This window comes from Roseobacter cerasinus, assembly GCF_009811755.1.
Taxonomy (GTDB): domain Bacteria; phylum Pseudomonadota; class Alphaproteobacteria; order Rhodobacterales; family Rhodobacteraceae; genus Roseobacter; species Roseobacter cerasinus.
In genome coordinates this window covers 109,820-130,615 of record NZ_BLIV01000004.1, presented here as the reverse complement: position 1 = coordinate 130,615, position 20,796 = coordinate 109,820, and the positions used below count along the sequence as shown (strand labels likewise).

Sequence of the window (20,796 nt, the reverse complement as noted above, 5' to 3'; positions counted from 1 at the left end):
CATCTGTCATGGGACGCGGGTCAGATGGCGAGAGAGGCCCTGGGGCCTGTGTCTCGTCACCGGAACACCCCGTCCGGTTTTCGCATATGCGCTGGCAGGTCTCCCGGCTCACGGATTTCGGCGTCTCACCTGCGGTCTGCCCACCTTCCCGGAGCGACGCTCCAGTGGCCTTGGCAGCCCTCTTCCGTTCACGGTCGCGGGGGCGGCTGTGCTTTACCGCGCTGCGGCTGCACATTCCCTTTTCACTCAGGCAAGCCCAAGCACCAACACATCAAGCAGTTGCTTCGGATCGTGGGGGCTTGTCAAGCGCAACCGCCTTGCGTGCTGCGCTGTTTGGCGCGAGATCGCGCTATCGCAGGACTGAGCGCAGGAAGGCCTGCGTGCGCGCGACCTTGGGCGCAGTGAAGATCCGCTCGGGCGGGCCTTGCTCAACAATCACGCCACCATCCATGAAACACACGCTGTCGGCCAGCTCACGAGCGAAACCCATCTCATGGGTGGCGAGGATCATGGTCATGCCTTCGGCGCGCAACTGCCGCAGCACATTCAACACCTCACCCACGAGCTCGGGGTCAAGTGCTGCCGTGATCTCGTCAAAGAGCATGATTTCAGGTTGCATTGCCAAGGCGCGGATCACGGCGACCCGCTGCTGCTGCCCGCCAGAGAGCTGATCGGGGTATTTGCGCATGTGCTCCGCCAGACCGAAGCGGTCAAACAACGCCTCGGCCTCGGCTGTGCTGTCACGCCTCAGAACGCGGCGCGGAGCCAACAGCACATTCTCCAACGCCGACATATGCGGAAAGAGGTTGTAGGATTGAAACACGATCCCGATGCGCCGGCGCACAGGCCCGAGGTCAAGCCCAGGCTCCGAGATATCCTGCCCGTCGAGCAACACGGCGCCCTCGTCGATGGACTCCAACTGGTTGATACAGCGCAGGAGCGTTGATTTGCCCGACCCGGACGCGCCGATCAGGCAGATCATCTCGCCTACAGCCACATCCATATGGATGCCGCGCAGCACCGCATTGTCGCCAAAGGCCTTCTGAACACTGCGCAAGGAGAGTTTAGCCGTCGTCCCGACATCCAGCGCAGACCTATCGGTGGTGTCCCGCCCGGCGGACCCGCCGGGCGGCGCAGGCCCACGGCGCGGCGCATCAGCGCCGCGCCGTGGGCCTGCGCCGCCGTCCGCACCATCCGCAACGGATCGTTCTACGCTAGGACCGGGCATTGCGATCCTTATTCAACAAATGATCCGCATAGCGCGTTGCTGGCACGGTGATGGCAAGGAAAATGACAGCAGCCACCACGTATGGCGTAAAATTGGCCAGCAGGCTCTTGTAGATGCCCGCCTGCCGCAGGATTTCGACCGGGCCTATAAAAGACAAGAGCGCCACGTCCTTCTGCAAAGCCACCAGCATGTTCATATTCGCAGGCACCACGCGGCGCACTGCCTGCGGCAAGATCACATACCGCATGGTGTCACGCTCATTCAGGCCCAGACAGATCGCCGCGTTGCGCTGGCTTGCGTGGATGCTCTCGATCCCTGAGCGCAGAACTTCGGCGATATACGCGGAATAGGTGAGCACCAGCGCCACCGTGCCCCAGATATACGGGCTGTTCCACGGGCGCGGCAGGCCCAGCCCCGGCACACCGAACCCGATGAGATAAATGGTCAGAACCACCGGCACGCCACGGAAGATATCCACGTAAACCGCGCCAAAAATCCGCAACGGAAAGAGTGCGGGCGCGCGGGCGCCTCTTGCCAAGGCCACTGCCAGCCCCAGCGCACATATAAGTGGCACCGACCAGGCAAAGATCATCACGTCGATGAGGAAGGCTTTGAGCAGCGTCGGGAAGGTCTGCACAAAGACCGCGCCGTCAAAGAAGCTGGCCCGCACCGCAGGCCAGCCCGGTGCAAGCGGGACCAGCAAAACAATTGCCGCGACCACAAGCCCGGTGCTCACGGCGGCAATGGTCAGCGCGCGCCGCCGCTCGGCGGCCTCATGTGCCTGCCTGCGGTTCACCTGCGCCTACTCAATCAGCGGCACACCCGTGGCCTGTTGCAACCACTCTGCCTCAATCGCGGCGAGCGACCCGTCTGATTTCAAGGCCTCCAGCGCGGCATCGACGCAGTCTTTCAGCGGATTGCCCTCCGTCATCAAGGCGCCAAAGTGATCCGGATTGGCGCTTTCATCTGGCGCGAACTGGCCAAGAACCTGGCCACCCTCAAGAACGACGGCAGAGAGGTAAAGCGCGGTGGGCAGGTCAAAGAGCGCCGCATCCACCTGACCTGCCTTCATGGCTTCCACCACATTGGCGTTGTCGTCATAGACCAGCGGGCTGGCGTCGGGCTGGATGGTCTCGGTCACCATGGGCAGCGCGGTGGTGGAGGCGACAACACCCCAGCGAAGCTGCTTCAGCGCGTCGAGGCTGGCCGAGAGGTCGCCCCCGCCGCGCACCAGCACGGCCATGGGCGCGGTGTAATAGGGCGCGGAAAAGTCGACCACCTTGTCGCGCTGTTCCGTGATCGAGAACTGCTGCATGTTCAGGTCGAAATCCTTGGCGCCGGGCTGGATCGCCTGATCAAAGGAGGTCCGTGTCCAGACCACATCCTCGGACGCAAAGCCCATCGCCTCGGCCAGAGCATAGGCTACAGCAGCCTCAAATCCCTTGCCGCTTTCGGGTGCGTCATCGATAACCCAAGGGTAATAGGCCGGATTGCCCGTTGCGATGGTCAGCTTGCCCTCGGTGAGCGTTTTGCCGTCGCTGCAGCTTTGCGCCGCAACCGCACCTGCCAGCATCATCGCGCCCAACGCGGCCCCTGTCACTTTCATCCACATGGTCCAACTCCCCGTTTGTCCTGTCCTTGATCCGGTTATCCCCGGAGTGGCGCCCGCAGGCAAGGCCCGGCCTGCGTCCGGGCCTTGCCTGCGGGCGACGCGCCTCAAATGTCAGCTATTGAGACTTCCAGCGACGGTGAACCCACAACCACTGCTCCATATGCGCGCAAACCTGGCGCTCCAGACTGTCGTTCAGCGCCTGCGTCATGTCTTCGGGTGTGCCATGCGGAACCGGGTCTTCGATCACAACCTCAAAGCTCACCCCATCCGGCTGACGCACACCGTAGCAGGGCACCAGAAGCGCGTTGTAGCGCAGCGCCAGTTCAGCCGCAGACAGCGCGGTATAGGCCGTGTGCCCAAAAAACTTGAGCGGCGCGCCCGCCGACATATGTTGGTCGATCAGCAAAGCAATCGTGTTGCCGGACTTGAGGAATTTGACCATCTCACCCATGCCGCGCCGCCCGCGCAGAAACAGTGGTGTGCCCACCTGGGCGATGCGCGAGACGTAGAAGTCGTTGAACCCGCGGTAGTTCATCGCCCGGTAGAGCCCCCCAACCTGATACCCCCGCTGGATCAGGACAGAACGTACCACGTCGTAATTGCCAAAATGCCCCGAGACCAGAATGATTGGCCGCCCGGCCTGCCGCGCGTCCTCGATTGCCGCGACGCCAGCCCCGGTGACCGGGGTCTGCGCAGCCGTCTTGATCAGATCCCTTGGGGAGAACAACTCGGCCAGGGTGCGCCCAATCTGATTGGGCACGGCGCGGGCCAGACGCTCCTTCTCCGCATCGGGCATCTCGGGAAAGATCAGGCCGAGATTGTCGCGCACGCGCTGCCGGTAGCCGATCAAAGGCCCGGCGACATGAGCCAGCACCCAGCCGCTCACCGGCACACGGATGCGGTAAGGCAACAGCGTCAGCACGCGAATGACCCCGATAATGATCGCGCTCACAACCCGGTCTTTCAGATCGGCGTGATCATCGTCTTTGGAAGGAGTGTTACCTGTCGCCGTCATTGCGCTTTCGCGTGGGTTCGGATGGCGCGGTTGTAGCACGTGCGCAGGCGCGCTCAAGGCCCGTGTCTTGCGCCATGAAAAAAGCCGCCCTCTTTGGAGCGGCCCTTCGTTTCGTGTGGAGCACGTGCAGCTTAGGCTGCCAGTGCGTCCTGCGCCTGCTTCACGATGGCACCAAATGCGTCCGGCTCATGCACGGCCAGATCCGCCAGCACCTTGCGGTCCACTTCGATCCCCGCCAGATTCAGGCCGTTGATGAAGCGGCTGTAGGTCAGCGCTTCGTCATGCGCGCGCACGGCGGCGTTGATCCGCTGGATCCACAGCGCGCGGAAGTTACGCTTGCGATTCTTGCGGTCGCGTGTGGCGTATTGGTTGGCCTTGTCGACAGCCTGGCGCGCAACCTTGAAGGTGCTCTTGCGGCGGCCATAGTAGCCTTTGGCGGCCTTGATGACCTTCTTGTGACGGGCGTGGGTGACGGTTCCACCTTTAACTCGGCTCATGTTCGATCTCCTGTCACTTAGCGGTCGTAGGGCATGAAGCCCTTGACGATTTTGGCATCGGGCGCGCTGAGCGTGGTGGTGCCGCGCGCGTCACGGATGAATTTGCGTGTGCGTTTGATCATGCCGTGGCGTTTGCCAGCCTGTGCGGACATCACCTTGCCGGTGGCCGTCACCTTAAAGCGCTTCTTGGCGCTCGATTTTGTCTTCATCTTGGGCATTTCCGTCTCCTTGGTTTGCGGTATGCACGCGACTCGGCATGCCACTTGGCCGGCCGCATGAAGTAGAGCGCGCCTCTTAGGCTAAAGATCATCCGCTGACAAGAGGGGGGCGACATAAGCACACTGCCAAATTGCGAACAGAGATTGACCGCATGCTGGTTCGACCTTCCCAGACGGTCATATCCGGGCGCTGACATCGGTGCGGCAGGCGCAGATCAAGGCGCTTGATGCGCAGCTGCGTGCCGCCGAAGACGGCGGAGAGCAGAGCAGTGCAGACAGCGAAGCCGTCCTGCGGACTATCAGGCGGTCGTGACTGCGGCGTCGACCGATGAGATGACACAGCGGGCCATCGGGCGGGGCCATGGGCAGATCCCTGATCCGGACGCGCTGCAGAACGCCCAGACTGCCGTCGCTTTGGTGGCAGCAGATGTGCTAACCGTCAGCGATCCTGTCGAGCGGACCCGTCAGGGTTCAACACTGGCGCCGCGCATCTTCTGGCCATCATGAAAAACCTCTCCGACGGGATCGGGCGAGACTATTCAGGGTCAGTGTTGAAAATCTGACGCTCGTCGCAGGGCGCAACCCGCAAGATATTGGTGCTGCCGGGGACGTTGAAGGGCACGCCCGCAGTCACCACAATCTGATCCGTCTGTTCCGCATAGCCCTGCCGCGTTGCTGCGCGGGCGGAAGCCACGACGGCCAGCTTGAACCGGTCCAGCTTATCGGTCATCACACAATTGATGCCCCAGGTCAGGGTCAGCCGACGCGCTGTGCTGCGCAGCGGTGTCATGGCCAAAATCGGGACACGCGGCCGCTCGCGCGCGGTCAGTGCCGCCGTGGTCCCGCTCTGCGAAAAGCAGCAAATGGCCTTGATGTCGGTCTTCTCCGCAATCTCACGCGCCGCAGCCACGATCCCATCGGCGATGGTGATGCCCCGCGTCTCGCGCGAGGCCTCAATGATCTGCGTGTAGGTCGGATCACGCTCCACTTCGGTGGCCACATTATTCATCGTGGTCACCGCTTCGACAGGATAGGCACCCGCCGCCGATTCCGCCGAAAGCATGACCGCATCAGCTCCCTCATAGATCGCCGTCGCCACGTCCGAGACCTCGGCGCGCGTGGGCATCGGGCTTTCGATCATGCTTTCCATCATCTGGGTCGCCACAATGACCGGCTTGGCCGCACGGCGGCACTGACGGACAAGGCGTTTCTGAATGGGCGGCACGTTCTGCACCGGCAACTCCACTCCCAGATCGCCCCGGGCGACCATGATCCCGTCGCTGACCTGCAAAATATCGTTGAAGTTGTTCACGGCGGCGGGCTTTTCGATTTTGCTGAGGATCGCGGCGCGGCCATTGGCCAGGTCCGAGGCTTCGAGCACATCCTCCGGCCTTTGCACAAAGCTGAGCGCCAGCCAGTCGACCCCCAATTCGCAGACAAACTCCAGATCCTTGCGGTCCTTCTCTGACAGCGCGGCCAGTGGCAGCACCACATCAGGCACATTCACGCCCTTGCGGTTCGAGATCACACCGCCTGCAACAACCGTGCAATTGGCGAAATCAGGGCCGCAGGTCTCGACTTTCAGACGTATCTTGCCATCGTTCACCAGCAGGGTCGCCCCCGGTTCGAGTGCTGCAAAAATCTCCGGATGTGGCAGGCAGACGCGGTTGATATCCCCCTCGGCCGCATCGAGATCCATGCGGAAGCTGGCGCCGTCTTCCAGAATTTCACCATCCTCATTGGCAAAAACACCCACCCGCAGCTTTGGGCCCTGAAGATCTGCCAGGATGCAGATGCTGCCGCCGGTGTCTTCCTCGATCTGCCGGATAATCGCGTGTTTTTCACGAATCTCGTCGTGGCTGCCATGGCTCATGTTGAGGCGGAACACATCGGCACCCGCAAGATGCAACGCGTGGATCGTCTCGTAGGTGTCCGAGGCTGGCCCAAGTGTGGCCACGATCTTTACATTGCGTGTGCGTCTCATCGTGCTGTCGTCCCTTCGATTTGTTACCGCTAACGGTTTTGCGCACCTTATGTCCTATGCCGCTCTGCGGGGCAACTCCGCTGAGCCTGAACCACGATCATTAATCCTTGATGACACGGGCGCCGCCCAAGCCGCAAGCATCGCGGCGCGGTTGACACGGGGCGCGGCGGTTCCAATCTAGAAGAAAGTAACCAAAAGGGGAGCCGCAAGTGCCCAGCCAGCAAGAGATCGAACTTCAGGCCGCCGCCTTCCGGCGCCTGCAAAAGCACCTGATGGAAGACCGGACCGATGTGCAGAACATCGACATGATGAACCTCGCGGGGTTCTGCCGCAATTGCCTCAGCCGCTGGTATCAGGAAGCGGCCGCGGAACAGGGCATCGACATGGGCAAGGAGGAGGCGCGCGAGCTCTTCTACGGCATGACGATGGCGGAGTGGAAAGCCAACTACCAGACCGACGCCTCCGACGCGCAGAAGACAGCGTTTGAGACCGCCTTTGCACAAAATGTCGGCAAGGGCTGACAGCCTATCCGGCGGATCGGCGGGCCTTTGCCCTTTGCCTTGTGCAGGCTCAGCGGCGACCCGCTGTGTCTGCGCAGCGAAATTGACAACACTCTGCGCGGGCCGACAGGATTTACTTCTCACCGGAGGTCACCGCCATGGTTCCAGTTCGCACCTGTCTTGTCTGTGCCCTCGTGCTTACACCTCTGTCAGCGCGCGCGTCACTTCTGGATATCGTGTTTCAAAGCCCGCAGGCGCCCACGCCCAGCCAGCAGGTCTTGCTCGATAACGCAGAGGTTTTCTGGGAGACTGCGCTTGGCGGCTACCAGCCAGGCATCGACATTCCGACTGTGAGAATTGATGTCGGCGCCTTTGACGCGGACGGTGAATTCGGGCTTCTGGCGGTCGCAGGCCCCACTGCAACCGTTGACGCCGCGGGTTTCGTTCTGCCCACACGTGGTTTTGTCGATTTCGATACTTCGGATCTCGCGCGACTTGAAACGGATGGCACGCTTTTCGGCGTGCTTTTGCATGAGGTCGCGCATGCGCTCGGGTTTGGCACGCTTTGGGAGGAAAACGGGCTCTATGCGGCAGGCAGTGGTGCCTATACCGGCACTGAAGGGGTCGGCGCCTACCGTCAGGAGTTCGACCCGACCGCGACATCGGTCCCAGTGGAACTCGACGGCGCGCGTGGCACGATAGACGCCCATTGGGATGAAACCTGGGCCGGAGGTCAGGGGGCGCTTATGACCGGATTTATCGACACGCCACTGTTTTTGACCGAGACAACGCTCGGCTCCTTCCGAGACCTCGGTTACAACGGTCAGGCGACGGCGGCGGTTGTCCCCCTGCCAGCCGGGTTGGTTCTGGGACTGTCCGGTCTTGCTGCCTTTGGCAGTCTCGCCCGCCGACGAAAAAAGGACCTGCGAGACCCTCAGTCTGAGCCCGCCTGAGCAAGCGCCGAGGTCTGCCCGCTGGCCCATAGCGCTGATACCGCGCGCACCTCTGACCTGTCGGCTCGTCCGATTGGCTGATCGCCCGGTATCATCTGATGCTCACGACATCACATGGCTAAGATAATCCGAACTGACGGTCCCGGCCAAAGCCAAGCGGTGGACACGCACGTCGGCCCCGGCACTCTGCAGCAAGCGCCTCAGCCGCATATCAGACGGCGGTTTTCAGGCTCTCTTCCAGATAGATCTCGCGCAGGCGCAGCGCCACGCGCCCAGGTGCACCTTCGCCCAAGCTCACCCCGTCAATCTCGACCACCGGCATCACAAAGGTGCTGGCCGAGGTGATGAAAGCCTCGTCGGCCTCCTTCGCCTCTTCGATGGTGAAGTTGCGCTCTTCCACCTCCATCTGCGCCTCCTGGGCAAAGCGCAGCACAGCCGCGCGCGTAATCCCATGCAAGATGTCATTGCTCAGCGCCCGCGTAATGATCTTGTTGCCCTTCACGATGTAGGCATTGTTTGAGGTGCCTTCGGTCACGAACCCATCCTCGATCATCCAGGCATCATCCGCACCCGCCTTTTTGGCCATCATCTTGCCCATCGAGGGGTAGAGCAACTGCACCGTCTTGATGTCACGCCGACCCCAGCGAATGTCGTCGATGCTGATGACCTTCATGCCCGTCTTCGCCGCCGGGCTATTGGCCAGGCCAGGCTTGTTCTGGGTAAAGAGCACAATTGTGGGCTGCGTTGTCTCGGGGTCCGGGAAGACGAAATCGCGGTCACCCGGCGCACCGCGCGTGATCTGCAGATAGACCATCCCCTCATCAATCTCGTTCACCCGCACGAGCTCGCGGTGCACCTGCAGCAAGTCTTCTTTGCTGATCGGATTGACCATATCGAGCTCATCCAATGAACGTTGAAGCCGCACGGCGTGGCCTTCAAAGTCAATTAGTTTCCCACCCAGAACGCTGGTCACCTCATAGACGCCATCCGCCATCAAAAAGCCGCGGTCAAAGATCGACACGGTTGCTTCGGCTTCGGGCAGATAATCGCCATTTACATAAACGGTACGGGTCATGAGTGGGCCTCCGGCATCAGGTGCAGCGCTGCATGCTGCAGCAGAATTACAGTTTTGGCATCGCGGATGCGCCCATCGCGTGCCATCGTCAAGGCCTCATCCAGAGGCAAATCCAGAATTTCGATCTCTTCCGCCTCGGACGTCACGCCGCCAAACTGCGCTTGCGCATCACCTGCCGCGTATTTGGCGGCGAAGAAATGCAGCTTCTCGGTGACGGAGCCGGGCGACATGTAAAGATCAAAGAGGAAAACAGGGTCGCTCAGCACCAGACCCAGCTCCTCTTGCGCCTCCTTGCGGATGCAATCGGTTGGATCATCGGCATCCAGCAGTCCCGCAGCGGCTTCGATCAGGAAGGGTTCGGGGTCATCGCGATAGGCAGCGGGCCAGCGAAACTGGCGCCCCAACAGCACATGCCGCCGCACCGGATCGTAGGGCAGAATGACCGCGCCATCGCCGCGATCATAGGTCTCGCGCCATTGATCACTGGTCGTGCCATCCGACAGGGTCAGCCGCAGCTTGGTCTTTTTGAGGGTCGCCCAATTGTCCGACAGAAGCGCTGTTTCCAACACCTCCCACCGCAGTCTCATCCCCATAGGTCTCGCTCCGGTGGATGCACACCAGCCTCGTCAAAGACCAATGGCTTGGGCCGATCCTCCGCCAGCAGAAGCGGCCCGTCCAGATCGGTGATCAACGCCCCCTGCGCGACCAGCGTCGCGGGCGCCATGGCAAGGCTTGAGCCTACCATACAGCCCACCATGATTTCATACCCCTCGGCCAGCGCCGCGTCCCGCAGCGCCAGCGCCTCAGTCAGACCGCCAGTCTTATCGAGCTTGATGTTGATGACGTCATATTTACCCTTGAGTGCAGCCAGGCTCGACCGATCATGACAGCTCTCATCGGCACAGACCGGCACAGGGCGCTCCAGCCCAATGAGCGCCTCGTCCTCTCCAGCGGGCAGAGGCTGTTCCACCAGCTGCACACCCAATCGGACAAGATGCGGCGCGAGATCGGTGTAGACATCAGCACTCCACCCCTCATTCGCATCCACAATGATGCGCGCATCAGGGGCCCCGGCGCGTACCGCTTCGAGCCTTGGCATATCGTCCGGTGTACCCAGCTTGATCTTGAGCAGAGGGCGATGCGCATGCTGCGCCGCCTGCGCGCGCATCTTCTCTGGCGTGTCCAAAGACAGCGTATAGGCGGTGATCTCCGGCTTGGGTTCGGGCAACCCGGCAAGCTGCCAGGCGCGCCGTCCTGTGCGTTTCGCCTCCAGATCCCAGAGTGCTGCATCGACCGCAAAGCGCGCAGCACCCGCAGGCAAGAGATCGGCAAGCGCCGCCCGTGACACATCTTCAGGTAGCCCTTCGATCTGCGCTGTAACACTCTCCAGTGTCTCACCATAGCGGGCATAAGGCACACATTCGCCCCAGCCCTGATGCGCGCCGTCCGAGACACGCGCTGTCAGAACCTGCGCTTCGGTGCGCGACCCCCTTGAGATTGTGAAGACCTGTGCGAGCCGAAATACATCGCGGCTGACCTCAAAGCGCATGCCCGTTCCTTCACCCTTCTTCAAATACTCATAGCCTGCGCCATGACACATGCACGCCGCTATCAGATTTCGAGCAGCGCATCCACAAGCTTGGTCGCACCAAAGCGGAAGGGGTCAGTGGCGGGCAGACCCATTCGGTCCTCAATCTTCTGCAAACAGACTTTGGCCTCGGCGTCATCCAGCGCCTTGGTGTTCACCGATACGCCCGCCACCTGACAGTCCGGGTTCGCCACCTGCGCAATCGGCAGCGCCGTATCCCGCAGCTGCTCCAGTGTCGGCAGCTTGTAGTGCGGCAAGCCGCGCATATGCGTCCGTGTCGGCTCATGGCAGAGGATCAGCGCATCCGGCTGCCCACCGTGGATCAGCGCCATGGTCACACCGGAGTAAGAGACATGAAAGAGGCTCCCCTGCCCCTCGATATGATCCCAGTGATCGGCATCATTGTCCGGGGTCAGATACTCAACCGCACCCGCCATGAAATCGGCAATCACCGCATCCAGCGGCACGCCTTTGCCGGTGATCAGAATGCCAGTCTGTCCTGTCGCGCGGAAATCGGATTTCATCCCGCGCTTGACCATCTCGGCATCCATGGACATGGCTGTATACATCTTGCCGCAGGAGCAATCGGTGCCAATCGCCAACGCACGCTTGCCTGTCCGTTTCTGACCGTTTGCGATCGGATAGGCCACCGTCGGCACCCGCACGTCATGCAGCGTCCCGCCGTTAACCTTGGCAGCCGCCTGCAGCTCATCCTCGTTCCGCAGCAGATTGTGCAGCCCGGCCGCAAGGTCGTAGCCCATCTGCAACGCTTTCACGAGGACCACTTTCCACTCGTCGGAGATCACACCGCCACGGTTGGCCACGCCGATCACCAGCGTTTTGGCCCCGGCAGCAAGACCTTCCTCCAGCGTCATATCGGTGAGCCCCATATCCGCGCCACAGCCGGGCAAGCGGAACTGACCCACGGCGTTTTCGGGGCGCCAGTCCTTGATCCCCTGGGCCACCTTCGCGGCAAGCTGGTCCGGTGCATCGCCGAGGAACAAAAGATAAGGGGTCTGGATCATGGGAAAGCCTCCGTTAACATCCACGCGATTTTCCCCGTTTCCCGCGCAAAGGCATCGCAAAATCCCTCCCACATGCCACAAAAACGCAGTTTTCTTCGATTTTTAGCGAATTTATCGAAGAATTACGCGCACAGATAACGCCCCGCCTCGAATCTCATGCTGCAACTGCAAAATGCACTTGCAGCATTCTGCGCAATTTCATACCAACAAGGCCGACACAATTGTAACTTTATTACTCAAGGGTCTCGCATGAGTTTCCGCATCCAACCCACCCCGCCAGCCCGCCCCAACCGCTGCCAGCTCTTCGGCCCGGGCTCGCGTCCGGCGATTTTCGAGAAGATGGCGGCCTCCGCCGCTGATGTGATCAACCTCGATCTTGAAGACAGCGTCGCGCCCTCCGACAAAGACAGCGCGCGCGCCAATATCATCGCCGCCATCTCAGACATTGACTGGGGCAGCAAGACACTCTCGGTCCGCATCAACGGGCTCGACACCCCCTATTGGTACCGCGATGTGGTGGACCTCATGGAACAGGCGGGGGACCGGCTCGACCAGATCATGATCCCCAAGGTGGGCTGCGCCGCAGACGTCTACGCCGTCGACGCGCTCGTCACCGCCATCGAGGCGGCCAAGGGCCGCAGCAAAAAGATCACCTTCGAGGTTATCATCGAATCCGCCGCAGGCATCGCCCATGTCGAAGAGATCGCCGCCAGTTCCCCCCGCATGACCGCCATGAGCCTAGGTGCTGCCGATTTCGCGGCCTCCATGGGCATGGCCACCACCGGCATCGGCGGCACGCAGGAAAACTACTACATGATCCGCGAGGGCGAAAAACACTGGTCCGACCCCTGGCACTGGGCCCAGACCGCCATCGTCGCCGCTTGTCGCACCCACGGCGTGCTGCCGGTCGATGGCCCCTTCGGCGACTTCTCGGACGATGAAGGCTTCCGCGCACAAGCCCGCCGCTCCGCCACGCTTGGCATGGTCGGCAAATGGGCGATCCACCCCAAACAGGTCGCCCTCGCCAACGAGGTCTTCACCCCCTCCGACGAAGCCGTTGCCGAGGCGCGCGAGATCCTCGCCGCCATGGAGGAAGCTAAGGCCAAAGGCGAAGGCGCCACCGTCTACAAAGGCCGCCTCGTTGACATCGCGTCAATCAAGCAGGCCGAGGTCATCGTGCGCCAATCCGAAATGATCGCGGGCTGACGCGCTCGTGACTTGGCAAACGCCATCCGGTTTGGCCCTATAGGCCAGATCGTCCGGGAGCCCGCCATGAAACCAATCCTCGCCGCCTGCCTCGCCCTGTTCTACACCACAGCAACTCACGCCCAGTCCATCGCCCCGCGCGAGGGCTGGGTGGTGATCGGCACGGACAAACCGCACGCCACCCTGCTTGCCGACCTCAAGGCAGCGGTGAAAGCCAAAAAAATGGGCGTCGTCACCCAGGCCGGACCGACAGGTGCCGCAAAGGCCCGTGGTATCACAATCCCGCAAAACCGGATTGTCGGCGTCTTCAACAACGATTTCGCCGTGAAAATCCTCGCCCACTCCACGGCGGCGATGATCGAAGCCCCCATCCGCTTCTACGTCACCGAAGACCCCGACGGCACCGCCACGCTCTCCTACAAAACGCCCAGCTTCGTCTTTGCCCCCTACCTGCAGGAGGCCGGACCGGACCTCGACGCCCTCGCCAAAGACCTCGACAGCCGCTTCACCGCAATCGCCAACGCCGCCACCAACTGACCGCTTCATTGTTCCAAAAATATGCAAATCCCGGCGACGGCAACCCTCACGCCCGCTCATCCTTTGGCGAGCCCATCACCACATAGGAGGTGATTGCATTGACCTGCGGCAGGGCCCCAAGATTGTCGGTGTGAAACCGCTTGTAGCTCGGCAGGTCCGCGCATTCCACGCGCAAGAGATACTCCGTCGCCCCGGTGATGTTGTGACACTCCACCACCTCCGGCGCGCGGGAAATCGCCCGCTCGAACGCCTCCTGCGAGGCCTTCGAATGATCGCTCAGCCCCACCGTGATGTAAGCGGTGAAGCCAATCCCCAGCTTCACCGGGTCGAGCACCACGCGATACCCCCGGATCACGCCAACGCGCTCCAACTCCTGCACCCGGCGCAGACAGGCCGAGGGCGACAGCCCAACCCGCTCGGCCAGTTCCAGGTTGCTGATGCGCCCATCGCACTTCAACTCGCGCAATATCCGGTCGGATTTGTCGTCAATTCCACTCATGAATTGCAGAACTACCCGATCAAAGCTGTACTTTGCAATTTCAAACCCGCTGCAATGCGCAACTGTTGCGCCATGACACTCGATTTGCTCACCGCCCTCATCCTCTTCGCCCTTGCCACCTCCGCGACGCCGGGGCCGAACAACCTGATGCTCATGGCCTCAGGCGCCAACTACGGCTTCACCCGCTCGATCCCGCATATGCTGGGCATCTCCATTGGCTTTGGCCTCATGATCGTGCTGGTGGGCGCGGGTCTCACACAGATCTTCGACAGCTACCCGGTCAGCCACACAGTGCTAAAGCTCCTCTCCGTGCTCTACCTCAGCTACCTCGCCTGGAGAATCGCAACCGCCGCGCCTATCGACAGCAAAACAGCCGAGGGTCGGCCCATGACATTCCTGCAAGCCGCGGCGTTCCAATGGGTCAACCCCAAAGCCTGGGCCATGGCGCTCACCGCGCTCTCGGTCTATGCCCCAAGCCAGACGCTCGCTGCCTTCGTCGTGGTTGCCACCGTCTTTGCCACCGTGAATCTGCCCGCAATCACCGCTTGGACGGTGCTAGGCCAGCAATTCGCCCGCATACTGACCAACCCTCGGCGGCTTGCCCTCTTCAACTGGAGCATGGCCGCGCTGCTGATTGCCTCGCTCTATCCGGTGCTCTGGCCCGCATAAAGCGCGTGTGACGTGGCGTTGCATTGCCCCGCAAGGCCCGTCATATAACGGAAGACAACAAACAGAAGGTCTCGCATGACCCAGTACATGGATTTCGAAAAACCGCTGGCCGAGATCGAAGGCAAGGCGGAAGAACTGCGCGCCCTGGCCCGTGCTAATGAGGACATGGACGTCACGCAAGAGGCCGCCGCCCTCGACGTCAAAGCCAAGGCAATGCTCGAAGAGCTGTATCAGTCGCTCACGCCCTGGCGAAAATGCCAGGTCGCCCGACATGCCGAGCGGCCCCACTGTCAGGACTATATCGACACGCTCTTTACCGACTACACCCCACTTGCGGGTGACCGGAACTTTGCCGATGACCACGCGGTCATGGGCGGGCTGGCGCGGCTGAACGACCGCCCCGTGATGGTGATCGGCCATGAAAAAGGCACGGATACCAAATCGCGGATCGAGCGAAATTTTGGCATGGCGCGACCCGAAGGCTACCGCAAAGCCATCCGCCTGATGGATCTTGCGCACCGCTTCAACCTGCCCGTGATCACGCTGGTCGACACGCCCGGCGCCTACCCCGGCAAAGGCGCTGAGGAGCGTGGCCAGTCCGAAGCCATCGCCCGCTCAACCGAGAAATGTCTGCAGATCGGCGTGCCGCTGATCTCTGTGATCATCGGCGAGGGGGGCTCGGGTGGTGCCGTCGCCTTTGCCACGGCCAACCGCGTGGCCATGCTCGAACATTCCGTCTATTCGGTGATCAGCCCCGAAGGCTGCGCGTCGATCCTGTGGAAAGATGCCGAGAAGATGCGCGAAGCCGCCGAAGCCCTGCGGCTGACTGCGGATGATCTGAAAAAACTTGGCGTGATTGATCGCATCATCGCAGAACCCGTGGGCGGTGCGCACCGCGACCCAACGGCGGCCATTGCTGCCGTTGGCCGGGCGCTGGAGGCGATGCTTGACGATCTTGACGGCAAGGACGGGGCCACGCTGATCCAGGACCGCCGCAACAAATTCATCAGGATTGGTGACAGCGGCATCGCGGCCTGAGCCCGGTCAGGCCTCCGCCCCCAGCGGGATCCGGAATCGCGGGCCGGGCGGGTCCGATCGCTCAAACCCCATGGCGTCATAGATCCGCTGCGCCTGACGGTTCTCGGGATGCGTCCCGACCGAGAGATAGTGGCACCCCCGCGCCCGCGCCACGTGACGGCTGGCCGCAATCAAGGCTTTCCCTACGCCTTTGCCGCGATGCCCCTCAGCCACGTAGAGGTGGTGCATGTCCAGCCCCCGCCGCCCGAACTGCATCTGCGCCATCGGCGTAAGCGCTGCATAGCCGACTGGCACCCCCCGGTGTTCGGCCAGCAAGACCTGCACCCACGGATCAGGCCCGAGGATATCGCGGGCCAGTTCCTGCACTGTCACGCTTGCGGTATCTCCGTGGTAGGCTGCAAGCTGCCCCACCATATCGGCAACCACAGCAAGGTCCTCCGGTCCCGGAGGCCGGATATCGCCTTCAAAAACAACATTCATCTCAATCTGAACCACTTAAACGCACCAACCCCCGTCACCCAGTGGTTTCCACCCGTGTGGTTGAAAAAGACAACACGTCTCAACCCATCGGATATGGATAAAATTCTACATAAAGTAGAAATTTTCAATGGTATGTTGGTCGTATGGTAAAGATCAGCCCGCCAGCATACGCAAGCCCTGGGTCACGTCCGACCGCACGGCGAGACGCAAGCCCGGTTCGTCTCCCGCCCTCAGCGCCGCGATGATCAGCCGGTGAAACTGGGGCGGTTCGGTCTTGCGCAAGCGGCCATAGAGCGCCCGCATGGTTGGCCCCATCTGCAGCCAGACCGTCTCGGCCATGGCCAACATCGCTGGCGCCTGGGCGCGCAGATACAGCGTGCGGTGAAATTCGAGGTTGGTGCGAATATAGCCTGCGGCATCGCGGTGGGCGACAGCTTCGGCAATGGTGCCGTTGATGGCCTGCATCCGCTCGATCAGCGCCATATGGGCCCGCGGCAACGCGCGGCTCGCCAGTTCCACCTCGATCAACGCGCGCAGCGCGGCCAATTCCTCAATGCGTTCATTGCTTAACTCAGGCGTCGAGACTCGCCCCGAGGTTGACATGGTCAGCGCCCCCTCGGCCACCAAGCGGCGCACCGCTTCACGCGCCGGGGTCATCGACACATCGAACTCCCGCCCGATCCCACGCAAGGTCAACGCTTCTCCCGGCGGCAGATCGCCCTGCATGATCCGCCCCCGCAAGGCACGATAGACCCGATCATGGGCCGCACTGGTGGCATCAACGGGGCGTGGGTTGAGGATCATGTGGTCTTTGTGATCACAATGGGAAATCCGGTCAAGTCACTTGGCAGCGCCAAATCGGTAGCGATGCAGCTCACTCCCATGGGTGCGCAGCCATTTGCGCGGCGCTGCGTAATCTCCATAAAGACGCGTGACTTCGGCCCAAAATGCCGGGGAGTGGTTCATCTCTACCAGATGCGCCACCTCATGGGCCGCCACGTAGTCGAGCACCTCCGGCGGGGCGAGGATCAGCCGCCAGGAATACATCAACCGCCCGTCAGCCGTGCACGAACCCCAGCGCGACCGCGTATCCCGCAGCGTCAGCGCGGTGTAGGAGTGGCCAAGCCGCGCCGCGTAGGTATCCGACGCCTCGGCAAACCGCGCACGCGCCAGGGTCTTGAGGTGCCCGACCAGACGGCGCCCGACCCGGTCCGGCGCACCGGGGACAGCAACCTCGCCGTTGCTCAACACAACCCGTCGACCATGCCCCTGCACAATGTCACAGAGTTGGCCACCCACCGGTACGCGAGCGCCGATCGCGATATCAACATCTGGGCCACGGGCGGCAAGATGCCGACGAATCCATGGTTCTTTCTCCCGCGCGAAGGCCAGCGCCTCGCGCTGAGGCACCCGTTGCGGCAAGGTCAGCGTCACCCGCCCATCCAATTGCGAAATGCGCAAGGAGATCCGACGCGCACGACTGGATCGCCGCAGGGTCAGCGGTATGGGAGGATCCCCGGCAAGGCACATTTCAGACATCTGGGGCACTCCAGCACAGCGGCACCTCCGGTGGCCCTTTACAGCCCCGGTTTCATATGGCACTTGCGCGGAATCATCTACACGACGAGTCGCAATTGCAAAGAGGGTTTTTCATGCCCAAGGAAGAATGGGGCACAAAGCGCCTGTGCCCAACGACCGGTAAGCGTTTTTACGATCTGAACAAAAATCCGATTGTCAGCCCCTACACGGGCGAGGTTGTCGAGATTGATCTCAGCAAGTCCCGCATGATCGCCGCAGACGCCGAGGATGCGGCTTCGGCCAAAGCCAAGGCAAACACCGACGAAGATGACGTGGTCATCGAAGATGATGACGACGTCGATGTCGATCTGGGCGATGATCTGCTGGATGACGATGAGGACGATGACGACAACGTCCCGCTCGAAGAGATTGCAGATGTTGCGTCGGAAGACGACGACAGCTGATTTGGCAAAAACCCGTGGGGCAGGCGATTTTTCCGCTTGATCCTGCCCTGCGGAGCGCCTATTCAGCGGCGCACTGAACGTCATGTTCAACACGGGGCCTTAGCTCAGCTGGGAGAGCGCCTGCATGGCATGCAGGAGGTCAGCGGTTCGATCCCGCTAGGCTCCACCACCCCTTACTCCCTTGCCACAAACAGAACCTAAAGCTTTGAATGGTAAAGCAAATTCCGGGGTTCTAGCACCCCTGTTTCGGCAGTATTGGATCGGCTCGGCAAAGGCCAGTTTTAGCACCAGTCGGCGTAGGGTGATCTCACCACTTTCCCAAATTTTCCAAGGGCTTGTGAGGAAGGCAATGGCCGGTTCTAGCTGTTCCTCGAAGGTCCGCTTGGGTTGGCCCTCAGATGCGGCTTTGTCCGTCAGGAATAGTTTTTGCCGCTCGAGATCCTCAACTTTGATCTCCAGCGCGCGGACGACCGTTTGAGACTCGGTCTCAATAATGCGGTCGACGGTCTTTGTAATGTCACGCTCTAAGCCTGCGATCTGCTGGCGCAGGACACGTGTGGCGTCTTTGGCCTGTATGGCGCGAGCATCCCAAACGGTGCGGAACATCTCGGTGACCAGCTTAGTGAGGCCTGCGGTCGGCTCAAGACGTTTGATCAGCGCGCCCACATCCCCCTCGAGCACGTCGCGGCGGATCGACTTACCGTAGACCTCACACCCTTTGGTCTGACAGAGGTAGTAAGGGTGACGTGTCCCATTGCGTCCCTTGGAAAAAGACGATCGAAACGGGATGTTGCAACAGGCACAAACAGCCACGCCGCGCAAAGCAAACTGATCGCCGATGTTCGCGCGCTTGGGGGCTCTCGCCTTGCCTTTTAAGCGGACCTGGATTTTCTCAAAAGTCTCCAGCGAGATCAGCGGCTCATGCTGCATCTTGTGCCAGGACAGCCCGTAGGCGTCACTGGAAAGGTAGCCCGCATAAAACGTCTTTCGCAGCATCTCTGAGACCCGTTGTGCACCCACCTGACCCGTCTTGCTGCATGGGAAGCGCGGCTCGTTCTGCAAAAAACGCCGCACTTCGGCCTGCGTTTGAAAGCGACCGCTGGCAAATCCTTCGAGCGCCTCCTGAATAATAGAGGCCACCGGTTCGTCGCGCACCAGAGTTTTTCCCAAATTCGGGACCTTCTCAAACCGATATCCCACGGGCGGCAAGTGGCACCAAAAACCAAGATCCGTCCGCACATTCATCTTTTGTTTGACCTGCCGCCCGTTTTGCTTGCGCTCCAGCGCGCCTTGAGCGGCGATGACCGTTTCGACGAACTCGCCTTCCGGGGTGTCTTCAAAACTGAAGTTCGGGCTCTCAATTTGCACGCCCCGCAGCCGGAACGCATCGCGGAGGTCCAGAAAAGCCCGCGTGTCCCGGCTCAAGCGTTTCAGGTCGTCAAAAATCACGATGAACTTTTCGTCGGGCTGTGCATCTATGAACGACAACAACGCCACCATGCCGGGTCGTTTCACAAAGTCACCGCTGCCCGTCATTGTGTCAGGGAAGACCGACACAACCTCGTAACCATTGTTCTTCGCATGTTGGCGGCACCGCGCTTCCTGGGATTCAAGACCGTGCCCGTCGGTCTCCTGGCCTTTAGAGGAAACGCGGCAATAAATAATCGCTTGGGGTTTGTTCATGCAGGCTCCTCATCTTCGGTTTTGGTACCTTCCGAGTTTAACACGGCCTGTCGCAGCACGGCGGTCAGATCGACACTTTGTCCACTGGTTTTTTCGCCCGCGTCATAGTCCCAACCGAGATCCACAAAGGCCAGAACAATACTCCACAAGGTCTCAATAAGCGCGATTTTCTCGGTCTCGGGCATGTCCGGCTCTGCCAGATATGGTAGCCAGTCTTCTATATTGAGACGAATGGCGGGCCGCGCATTTGGCGGCGGATCTGTGTTGTGTTTCATACGTATCCTTTCTTTTTTGCTCCTCCTCAATGAGAACATAAGAGGAACATGGTCTCAGGTATTTTGGGATCTGTCTAGGATTACTTTCCTGTTTTCATATGCTTGCTGGTCAGGAGTAGGACTGTGTATGGTTGCGAGACTGCAGCTGCTCTGCCTTTCGGGCGGCAATCTCCGCCTCGCGTACAGGCTTGTGGTAAGCCTCTTCGAGTTCCTTGCCGTGGGCGTAGAGCTCCTTGCCGTGCGCTTGTTCGAACACATCAGCCATGAGCGCCTTGGCGGCGTTCTGGGTGATGCCGAACTCGGAGGACAAGGTGACCGCCGCGCGGTCTTGAGCGAGGTAGAACGGCTGGGTGGGCGCGGCTTGGATCAGATCACCGATGCTTTCGGCACAGACAAGTGCGCGGGCTCGCGCTGTGTCGGGCAAGTTGTCTGCCGCCGTCTGCAAGCTCTCGCGCATCTGGTTCATCGACTGGCCGCGCGTGGCGGTGAATACGTCGCGGATCATCTTTTCTGCCCGCATCGCGTCGAACTTTTCGCTGCGAGCGAATGCGTGACTGAAGTCAGTTAAAGGTTCGATGAAGGAGCCGCTTTTCTGGATATCAGCATGGATGATGTCAGCGATGGCAATAGCCTTATTGAGCTGCGTCTCGGTCATGTTTTTGCCGGAGAAGCTCTCGCGGGCGGCGGTGAGTTGGTCGTCATTTATCATGATCTGTCCTTTCAGGATCGGGA

At 61.1% G+C, this 20,796-nt stretch carries 26 protein-coding genes, 1 tRNA gene and 1 riboswitch; of the genes, 9 read left to right on the top strand and 18 right to left on the bottom strand.

The features are described 5' to 3' along the window. Window positions 1-76 precede the first annotated feature (76 nt). Window positions 77-283, bottom strand: a riboswitch (cobalamin riboswitch). Window positions 284-349: 66 nt separating this feature from the next. The 6 genes from So717_RS11660 to rpmI all read right to left on the bottom strand — a co-directional run bounded on the left by So717_RS11660 (window position 350) and on the right by rpmI (window position 4,570). Then, window positions 350-1,228: an amino acid ABC transporter ATP-binding protein gene (locus tag So717_RS11660; RefSeq protein ID WP_159977445.1), complete on the bottom strand. Its 879-nt coding sequence runs from the start codon at window positions 1,226-1,228 to the stop codon at window positions 350-352. Beyond that, on the bottom strand, window positions 1,215-2,024 hold the full coding sequence (locus tag So717_RS11655; RefSeq protein ID WP_159977443.1) for an amino acid ABC transporter permease: 810 nt from the start codon (window positions 2,022-2,024) through the stop codon (window positions 1,215-1,217). The genes So717_RS11660 and So717_RS11655 overlap by 14 nt, the downstream gene beginning before the upstream one ends. Before the next feature lie 6 nt (window positions 2,025-2,030). Continuing rightward, the gene (locus So717_RS11650) at window positions 2,031-2,834 is read right to left on the bottom strand and encodes an ABC transporter substrate-binding protein (RefSeq protein WP_159977945.1); all 804 of its coding nucleotides are present in this window, start codon (window positions 2,832-2,834) and stop codon (window positions 2,031-2,033) included. Window positions 2,835-2,955: 121 nt separating this feature from the next. Then, window positions 2,956-3,792, bottom strand: a complete 837-nt coding sequence (locus So717_RS11645) for a lysophospholipid acyltransferase family protein (RefSeq protein ID WP_238840866.1) — start codon at window positions 3,790-3,792, stop codon at window positions 2,956-2,958. Window positions 3,793-3,986: 194 nt separating this feature from the next. Then, the gene (gene rplT / locus So717_RS11640; RefSeq protein WP_159977439.1) at window positions 3,987-4,352 is read right to left on the bottom strand and encodes a 50S ribosomal protein L20; all 366 of its coding nucleotides are present in this window, start codon (window positions 4,350-4,352) and stop codon (window positions 3,987-3,989) included. A 17-nt stretch (window positions 4,353-4,369) separates the two neighbouring features. After that, entirely contained in the window at window positions 4,370-4,570 is a 201-nt protein-coding gene (gene rpmI / locus So717_RS11635; protein WP_159977437.1) for a 50S ribosomal protein L35, read from the bottom strand. 309 nt (window positions 4,571-4,879) lie between these two features. Here rpmI and So717_RS11630 point away from each other — a divergent pair, with 309 nt between their 5' ends. After that, window positions 4,880-5,077, top strand: coding sequence for a hypothetical protein (locus tag So717_RS11630; protein WP_238840864.1), 198 nt, complete (start codon window positions 4,880-4,882; stop codon window positions 5,075-5,077). A gap of 28 nt (window positions 5,078-5,105) precedes the next feature. Here So717_RS11630 and pyk read toward each other — a convergent pair whose 3' ends face one another. Further along, window positions 5,106-6,554: a pyruvate kinase gene (gene pyk, locus So717_RS11625; RefSeq protein WP_159977433.1), complete on the bottom strand. Its 1,449-nt coding sequence runs from the start codon at window positions 6,552-6,554 to the stop codon at window positions 5,106-5,108. Between the two features lie 209 nt (window positions 6,555-6,763). Here pyk and So717_RS11620 point away from each other — a divergent pair, with 209 nt between their 5' ends. Both So717_RS11620 and So717_RS11615 read left to right on the top strand, forming a co-directional pair. Further along, the gene (locus So717_RS11620; protein WP_159977431.1) at window positions 6,764-7,075 is read left to right on the top strand and encodes a DUF1244 domain-containing protein; all 312 of its coding nucleotides are present in this window, start codon (window positions 6,764-6,766) and stop codon (window positions 7,073-7,075) included. Between the two features lie 137 nt (window positions 7,076-7,212). Next, the gene (locus So717_RS11615) at window positions 7,213-8,007 is read left to right on the top strand and encodes a leishmanolysin-related zinc metalloendopeptidase (protein WP_238840862.1); all 795 of its coding nucleotides are present in this window, start codon (window positions 7,213-7,215) and stop codon (window positions 8,005-8,007) included. A 211-nt stretch (window positions 8,008-8,218) separates the two neighbouring features. On the opposite strand, the gene So717_RS11610 is transcribed toward So717_RS11615, so the two are convergent. The 4 genes from So717_RS11610 to dgcN all read right to left on the bottom strand — a co-directional run bounded on the left by So717_RS11610 (window position 8,219) and on the right by dgcN (window position 11,695). Then, a complete protein-coding gene (locus So717_RS11610; protein ID WP_159977427.1) occupies window positions 8,219-9,082 on the bottom strand; it encodes a D-amino-acid transaminase in 864 nt (287 codons plus the stop codon). After that, on the bottom strand, window positions 9,079-9,675 hold the full coding sequence (locus tag So717_RS11605; protein ID WP_159977425.1) for an NUDIX domain-containing protein: 597 nt from the start codon (window positions 9,673-9,675) through the stop codon (window positions 9,079-9,081). Before So717_RS11605 ends, So717_RS11610 begins: the two co-directional genes overlap by 4 nt. Next, entirely contained in the window at window positions 9,666-10,631 is a 966-nt protein-coding gene (dgcA, locus tag So717_RS11600; protein ID WP_159977943.1) for an N-acetyl-D-Glu racemase DgcA, read from the bottom strand. Before dgcA ends, So717_RS11605 begins: the two co-directional genes overlap by 10 nt. 62 nt (window positions 10,632-10,693) lie before the next feature. After that, the gene (gene dgcN, locus So717_RS11595) at window positions 10,694-11,695 is read right to left on the bottom strand and encodes an N-acetyltransferase DgcN (RefSeq protein WP_159977423.1); all 1,002 of its coding nucleotides are present in this window, start codon (window positions 11,693-11,695) and stop codon (window positions 10,694-10,696) included. A 249-nt stretch (window positions 11,696-11,944) separates the two neighbouring features. Between dgcN and So717_RS11590 the strand changes: the two genes are divergently transcribed. Together So717_RS11590 and So717_RS11585 are read left to right on the top strand one after the other, a co-directional pair. After that, window positions 11,945-12,901: an L-malyl-CoA/beta-methylmalyl-CoA lyase gene (locus So717_RS11590; RefSeq protein ID WP_159977421.1), complete on the top strand. Its 957-nt coding sequence runs from the start codon at window positions 11,945-11,947 to the stop codon at window positions 12,899-12,901. Between the two features lie 66 nt (window positions 12,902-12,967). Continuing rightward, entirely contained in the window at window positions 12,968-13,438 is a 471-nt protein-coding gene (locus tag So717_RS11585) for a DUF302 domain-containing protein (RefSeq protein ID WP_159977419.1), read from the top strand. Window positions 13,439-13,484: 46 nt separating this feature from the next. Here the strand turns inward: So717_RS11585 and So717_RS11580 are convergent, their stop codons facing one another. Continuing rightward, complete coding sequence (locus So717_RS11580) at window positions 13,485-13,937, bottom strand: Lrp/AsnC family transcriptional regulator (RefSeq protein ID WP_159977417.1); 453 nt, start codon at window positions 13,935-13,937, stop codon at window positions 13,485-13,487. Window positions 13,938-14,009: 72 nt separating this feature from the next. Here So717_RS11580 and So717_RS11575 point away from each other — a divergent pair, with 72 nt between their 5' ends. Further along, on the top strand, window positions 14,010-14,606 hold the full coding sequence (locus So717_RS11575; protein ID WP_159977415.1) for a LysE family translocator: 597 nt from the start codon (window positions 14,010-14,012) through the stop codon (window positions 14,604-14,606). Window positions 14,607-14,681: 75 nt separating this feature from the next. After that, window positions 14,682-15,644 carry an acetyl-CoA carboxylase carboxyltransferase subunit alpha gene (locus So717_RS11570; protein WP_159977413.1) on the top strand — a complete coding sequence of 321 codons (963 nt, stop codon included), beginning with the start codon at window positions 14,682-14,684 and terminating at the stop codon, window positions 15,642-15,644. A gap of 6 nt (window positions 15,645-15,650) precedes the next feature. On the opposite strand, the gene So717_RS11565 is transcribed toward So717_RS11570, so the two are convergent. The 3 genes from So717_RS11565 to So717_RS11555 all read right to left on the bottom strand — a co-directional run bounded on the left by So717_RS11565 (window position 15,651) and on the right by So717_RS11555 (window position 17,663). Continuing rightward, window positions 15,651-16,139, bottom strand: a complete 489-nt coding sequence (locus So717_RS11565; RefSeq protein ID WP_159977411.1) for a GNAT family N-acetyltransferase — start codon at window positions 16,137-16,139, stop codon at window positions 15,651-15,653. 138 nt (window positions 16,140-16,277) lie between these two features. Continuing rightward, window positions 16,278-16,928, bottom strand: coding sequence for a GntR family transcriptional regulator (locus So717_RS11560; RefSeq protein ID WP_159977409.1), 651 nt, complete (start codon window positions 16,926-16,928; stop codon window positions 16,278-16,280). 36 nt (window positions 16,929-16,964) lie between these two features. After that, window positions 16,965-17,663 (bottom strand): M48 family metallopeptidase, encoded by a 699-nt coding sequence (locus tag So717_RS11555; RefSeq protein ID WP_159977407.1) that lies wholly within the window; start codon window positions 17,661-17,663, stop codon window positions 16,965-16,967. 113 nt (window positions 17,664-17,776) lie between these two features. On the opposite strand from So717_RS11555, the gene So717_RS11550 reads away from it, so the two are divergent. After that, a complete protein-coding gene (locus tag So717_RS11550; protein WP_159977405.1) occupies window positions 17,777-18,106 on the top strand; it encodes a TIGR02300 family protein in 330 nt (109 codons plus the stop codon). Window positions 18,107-18,199: 93 nt separating this feature from the next. After that, window positions 18,200-18,275: transfer RNA gene (locus So717_RS11545), tRNA-Ala, on the top strand. Here So717_RS11545 and So717_RS11540 read toward each other — a convergent pair. The 3 genes from So717_RS11540 to So717_RS11530 form a co-directional block, all read right to left on the bottom strand. After that, window positions 18,263-19,789 (bottom strand): recombinase family protein, encoded by a 1,527-nt coding sequence (locus So717_RS11540; RefSeq protein ID WP_159977403.1) that lies wholly within the window; start codon window positions 19,787-19,789, stop codon window positions 18,263-18,265. The genes So717_RS11545 and So717_RS11540 overlap by 13 nt on opposite strands. Continuing rightward, on the bottom strand, window positions 19,786-20,064 hold the full coding sequence (locus tag So717_RS11535; protein WP_159977401.1) for a hypothetical protein: 279 nt from the start codon (window positions 20,062-20,064) through the stop codon (window positions 19,786-19,788). Before So717_RS11535 ends, So717_RS11540 begins: the two co-directional genes overlap by 4 nt. Before the next feature lie 109 nt (window positions 20,065-20,173). Next, entirely contained in the window at window positions 20,174-20,773 is a 600-nt protein-coding gene (locus tag So717_RS11530; RefSeq protein WP_159977399.1) for a hypothetical protein, read from the bottom strand. Window positions 20,774-20,796: the final 23 nt, after the last annotated feature.

Excerpts from the sequence above, each read along its gene's own strand:
- So717_RS11540 (WP_159977403.1), bottom strand. The coding sequence starts at position 19,789 with ATGAACAAACCCCAAGCGATTATTTATTGCCGCGTTTCCTCTAAAGGC.
- So717_RS11570 (WP_159977413.1), top strand. The coding sequence starts at position 14,682 with ATGACCCAGTACATGGATTTCGAAAAACCGCTGGCCGAGATCGAAGGC.
- So717_RS11590 (WP_159977421.1), top strand. The coding sequence starts at position 11,945 with ATGAGTTTCCGCATCCAACCCACCCCGCCAGCCCGCCCCAACCGCTGC.
- So717_RS11530 (WP_159977399.1), bottom strand. The coding sequence starts at position 20,773 with ATGATAAATGACGACCAACTCACCGCCGCCCGCGAGAGCTTCTCCGGC.
- So717_RS11535 (WP_159977401.1), bottom strand. The coding sequence starts at position 20,064 with ATGAAACACAACACAGATCCGCCGCCAAATGCGCGGCCCGCCATTCGT.
- dgcA (WP_159977943.1), bottom strand. The coding sequence starts at position 10,631 with ATGCGCTTTGAGGTCAGCCGCGATGTATTTCGGCTCGCACAGGTCTTC.
- So717_RS11660 (WP_159977445.1), bottom strand. The coding sequence starts at position 1,228 with ATGCCCGGTCCTAGCGTAGAACGATCCGTTGCGGATGGTGCGGACGGC.
- So717_RS11605 (WP_159977425.1), bottom strand. The coding sequence starts at position 9,675 with ATGGGGATGAGACTGCGGTGGGAGGTGTTGGAAACAGCGCTTCTGTCG.
- So717_RS11615 (WP_238840862.1), top strand. The coding sequence starts at position 7,213 with ATGGTTCCAGTTCGCACCTGTCTTGTCTGTGCCCTCGTGCTTACACCT.
- rpmI (WP_159977437.1), bottom strand. The coding sequence starts at position 4,570 with ATGCCCAAGATGAAGACAAAATCGAGCGCCAAGAAGCGCTTTAAGGTG.
- So717_RS11650 (WP_159977945.1), bottom strand. The coding sequence starts at position 2,834 with ATGAAAGTGACAGGGGCCGCGTTGGGCGCGATGATGCTGGCAGGTGCG.
- So717_RS11575 (WP_159977415.1), top strand. The coding sequence starts at position 14,010 with ATGACACTCGATTTGCTCACCGCCCTCATCCTCTTCGCCCTTGCCACC.
- So717_RS11585 (WP_159977419.1), top strand. The coding sequence starts at position 12,968 with ATGAAACCAATCCTCGCCGCCTGCCTCGCCCTGTTCTACACCACAGCA.
- So717_RS11560 (WP_159977409.1), bottom strand. The coding sequence starts at position 16,928 with ATGATCCTCAACCCACGCCCCGTTGATGCCACCAGTGCGGCCCATGAT.
- dgcN (WP_159977423.1), bottom strand. The coding sequence starts at position 11,695 with ATGATCCAGACCCCTTATCTTTTGTTCCTCGGCGATGCACCGGACCAG.
- So717_RS11555 (WP_159977407.1), bottom strand. The coding sequence starts at position 17,663 with ATGTCTGAAATGTGCCTTGCCGGGGATCCTCCCATACCGCTGACCCTG.
- So717_RS11610 (WP_159977427.1), bottom strand. The coding sequence starts at position 9,082 with ATGACCCGTACCGTTTATGTAAATGGCGATTATCTGCCCGAAGCCGAA.
- rplT (WP_159977439.1), bottom strand. The coding sequence starts at position 4,352 with ATGAGCCGAGTTAAAGGTGGAACCGTCACCCACGCCCGTCACAAGAAG.
- So717_RS11550 (WP_159977405.1), top strand. The coding sequence starts at position 17,777 with ATGCCCAAGGAAGAATGGGGCACAAAGCGCCTGTGCCCAACGACCGGT.
- pyk (WP_159977433.1), bottom strand. The coding sequence starts at position 6,554 with ATGAGACGCACACGCAATGTAAAGATCGTGGCCACACTTGGGCCAGCC.
- So717_RS11580 (WP_159977417.1), bottom strand. The coding sequence starts at position 13,937 with ATGAGTGGAATTGACGACAAATCCGACCGGATATTGCGCGAGTTGAAG.